We start from the raw sequence: 3,836 nt of genomic DNA, 5'->3' as shown, positions 1-3,836 counted from the left end.
CTAAGGCGTGTTTCATAAGCCCGGTCAGAGCCATTCACAGATGATGGTGATGGTCAGGACGGCCTGGAACCGGACGGCCAACTTGTCGTAGCGGGTGGCCAGGCCGCGGTGGCGCTTGAGCCGGGCGATGCCGTTCTCGACGGCATGTCGCATCCGGTAGAGGTCTCGGTCGAACTTCGGCGGGCGCCCGCCGCGGCTGCCCTTGGCCTTGCGGTGGGCGTCTTGATCGGTCTTACTCGGGATGCACGCCTTGATCCCGCGCTTGCGCAGGTAGGCGCGGTTTCCGCGGCTGGTGTACGCCTTGTCGGCCAGGACCAGGTCGGGGCAGGTGCGGGGCCGGCCCACCCCGAGGCGGGTCACCTTGATACGACGCAGGACCGGGATGAATTGCGGGCTGTCACCACGGTGCCCGGCGGTCACGACCATCGATAGGACCTTCTGTCCCTGCTCACAGGCCAGATGCGTCTTGGTGGTCAGACCGCCGCGAGATCGTCCGAGAGCGTGATCGGCGGGTTCGTCGTGCACGCCACCGGGTGGCTCTTTCTGCAGGTGGCCGTCTCTGCGGGCGCCGGCGGCGTGTTGGTGGGCGCGGCTGGTCATCGAGTCCACGCTGACCGTCCAGGTGATCCGGCCTTGCGCATCGCCGGCGGCCTGTGACGCGGCCAGGATCTTGTCCCAGGTGCCGTCGCGCTGCCAGCGACGGAACAGGCCGTAGAGCGTCTGCCAGGGTCCGTACTCGGCCGGGACGTCACGCCAGGGCGACCCGATCCGGATCCGCCACCTGATCCCATCGATGAGCTGCCGTTTCTGCCACTTCGGCGGCCGGCCCTTCGCCGACGCGGCCGGCAGTAGCGCAGCGAGCCGCTGCCACTGAGCGTCGGTGAGGTCGTGCCGCCTCGTCACCGCTAAGGTGGCCACGAGGTCTCCGGTATGAAGTTCTTGCTTGGTCGCAGAACCAGATACCGGAGACCTCTTCAGTTGTCGATCACCGCCACGCCGCGACCTTCACCGGCCACCACGACTTCTGAAACACGCCTTAGCTCGCGCCGCTGGTCCCCTCAGCGGATTAGCTGGTTGAGGCGCCGACGATCCGGCCGTTCCCGTTGATCTGCACACCGGGGCCGGCGACATCGCCGCCCGCCGCGTATGCCGCTGCGATCCGCTCGAACACTTGCTTGCCGAACCCCAGCCGCTCCACCGACGGCACCACCACCAGGTCGGCCACGCCGTCCTCGATGTCGGCGACGGCCTCCCGCCAGCCGCGGGTGCCGGCGTGCTCGCCGACCACCTCGTAGCCCTGCTCGGCGCGCCAGCGCTGCGCCGCCTTCGTCAGCTCCTCCAGGGTGGCCCGGCCGCCGCGCACCGCCCGCGAGAACAGCACCGCCCGGCGCCGCACCCAGCGCCGCGCCGCCTGGTCCCACCGCGCGTGCTCGTACAGCCGCGACAGGTCCGGCCCGGAGCCCTCCACGTCGGGGGCGCAGCGCACGAACTTCCGCCCCTCCAAGTCCCACCGCACGTGCCAGCCGAACTCGCGGGCCTCCGCGTGCGCTGGCCACCGGCCGGTCCAGTCCGCGTGCGGATGCGATCGAAGCAGGGCTTTGGGGAGAGCAGCCGCTGTCATCGGTCTGGCCGGAGAGGGATTGGATGGCGCCCTGGAGCATCACCTGCCTCGCCGGTTAGGCCAGCCGCCCACCAGGGCAAGCCTGCGAGGTCGGCATCCACGCCGGCGTACGGCATGTGGCTCCAAACGCACGATGGTCAGGTAGGCAGGAGGCTCGCTGACAACAGGCGCGGGTGCGGTACGCCGAGGAACAGTCCTGGCTGGCGGATCTTGAACAGGCTGAGCAGGAGCTGAAAGAGCGGTGGCGGAGTCAGTGCCAGCCTCCCTGCCGGGAGGACGGGCTCCTCATCCGCCAGACCTGCGGCTGGGGACAGCTCGGCTTCGAAGTCGTCCGGCTCTAACTCAGCTACGGCGCCATGACCTCATCCTCGCCCTCGGGCACGGCTAGCATGCGCTCCGGCCAAGGTATCGCCTGTTCCTCGGCAACAAGCGGATGCGGCTCGCCTGAAAGTGAAGATAGCGCCCGTGCCACATCATAAATGTCTGCCTTGACGTAGGTGCTTGTCACACCGGCGTCCGACCTGCCGCTATGCCCGGCATATGCTCTTGCGATGGCATATCCGAAATTCCGTTCAACCCAGGTCAACGTGGTATGGCGTAGCCAATGTGTCGATACCTGCTGGGCTTGGACCCAAGGGAGGCGACGCCCCAATCGCTGCCAGAGATGATCGTAGCGACGGCTCGTCAACGGAGCGCCCGACCGGTAGCTGAGCAGGTGCGTATCGCCGCCGTTGTTCCGGCGCTCTTCGTAGTGCCGGACAAGCATACGCAGCATAGAAGGCGAGACGGGCTGCCAGCGAACTGTCCCGCCCTTCTCGGTGAGCCGAATGCAGCAGTTGTCGAGGTCCAGGTCCGCTCGGTCCAGACCGAGCGCTCCACCCCGCCGGCAGGCTGTTTCGATGTGAAGTCGCAGAATGAGGGAGTCTAGGTGCGGATCATTTCCCGTACTCACTGCGTGTTCCACAATCTGCGCAAGCTGACGTTCCGTTAGGGCATGCCGATTACTCGGCAGCCTTCGGGGCTTCGCCACCCGTCGAGCTGGATCTTCGGCCTCGGCAATCAAGCCGTCGGCGACCGCGAATGCATAGAGGCAGCGAAGGGCAGAGACCGTGTGTTCAGCCGCAGATCGACCCCCGCGTGAGTTACTCCGCACGACTGCACTCGCGCGGATCTGCTCTACAAGCGCCGAGATTTCGGATGGTGTCGGGTCGTTCAGTTGGCGCTCGCCCCAGCACTGGTCGATTCGCTTCCAGTAGCTCTCGTAAAGTCGGCGGGAGCCTGGAGCAACGGCCACCGATACACGCTGGATGTAGTCGCGAAAGGTCGGGACTCCCGTCGCTTCGCCGATTGCCGACGGCCCAGGCGACCTTTCATTGGGAATCCGCGCAAGAATCGACCGCAGGGCGGCTACCTCTTGATTGGTTAGTCCATTCGGCAACGGGCCGGTCATGTAACACCACCTGAGTCACTGCGCATGAAAGCTGCGAGCGCAGACTCCACAAGATCCATGGCGCAAAGGATGACCGCTCCTTCCTTCCTCCGCGCTATCACCAAGAATCGTTCACCGGCGGACAGCTCGGCCGAATGCCTGATCGCAGAGAGTACGCGGAGGTGTCCCTGTGCTGTAACCAGACAAGTCCCGTCCTCGCCGCGCTCGATTATGATGAAGCCATCCCCCACTTTGCCGTTCAGCCAGTCGCCCGGGGTCCACCCCATGGCGCGAACCGGGGCTCGATCGGCAAGCCGCCCTCGCGCGTCCATGACACTGAGACGGTATTGCCAATGGCCACCATTCGCGGATCTACGTCTCCGAGGGGCCGGGAGACCGATGGCTGCCAGCAATGATGTTGGCGCCTTGGCCGATAGCCTCGCGCCCTCGTCAACTCCGGATGCTGCATTCGCAAAAGCCACTGCTCCGGCTCCCCGCACATCTAGTTCATAGAATCTGGTTCTCGGCGACCTCGGCCCCAAATTTGCCGCTTCCGAGAAGATCACATCCGCTAGGCGTCCTAGGATGTAGGTGACCTGCTCGGGAGCCGAGCTCTCAGGTCTCATCGCATCGATGCAACGCGTTCCAATTGGCGACTACTACAGAGGTTGAAAGGCTGACGTCCGTCGGCGTGTCTGCGTGATCTGGGTCGATGTGGGCGGTAGGTCGGAGGCATGAGGTATCCGGCTGGTGGTGGCGTGAACGCGGCAGCCCGGGTCCGGCGTG

Annotated in this window: 3 protein-coding genes; all 3 read right to left on the bottom strand. The window is 65.7% G+C overall.

Annotated elements, in window-relative coordinates; translation table 11 throughout:
* Nucleotides 1-24: 24 nt before the first annotated feature.
* The 3 genes from ABD52_RS36910 to ABD52_RS38835 all read right to left on the bottom strand — a co-directional run bounded on the left by ABD52_RS36910 (nt 25) and on the right by ABD52_RS38835 (nt 3,071).
* Nucleotides 25-918 (bottom strand): IS5 family transposase, encoded by an 894-nt coding sequence (locus ABD52_RS36910; protein ID WP_047894821.1) that lies wholly within the window; start codon nt 916-918, stop codon nt 25-27.
* A gap of 148 nt (nt 919-1,066) precedes the next feature.
* A complete protein-coding gene (locus tag ABD52_RS36905) occupies nt 1,067-1,504 on the bottom strand; it encodes a hypothetical protein (protein WP_143766951.1) in 438 nt (145 codons plus the stop codon).
* A 463-nt stretch (nt 1,505-1,967) separates the two neighbouring features.
* Entirely contained in the window at nt 1,968-3,071 is a 1,104-nt protein-coding gene (locus ABD52_RS38835) for a site-specific integrase (protein ID WP_013476028.1), read from the bottom strand.
* Nucleotides 3,072-3,836: the final 765 nt, after the last annotated feature.

Source organism: Micromonospora sp. RV43, from assembly GCF_001029515.1.
Taxonomy (GTDB): Bacteria; Actinomycetota; Actinomycetes; order Mycobacteriales; family Micromonosporaceae; genus Micromonospora; species Micromonospora aurantiaca.
Note: the sequence above shows the minus strand (reverse complement) of the source record. Positions and strands in the feature narration are given on the sequence as shown.

Excerpts from the sequence above, each read along its gene's own strand:
- ABD52_RS38835 (WP_013476028.1), bottom strand. The coding sequence starts at position 3,071 with ATGACCGGCCCGTTGCCGAATGGACTAACCAATCAAGAGGTAGCCGCC.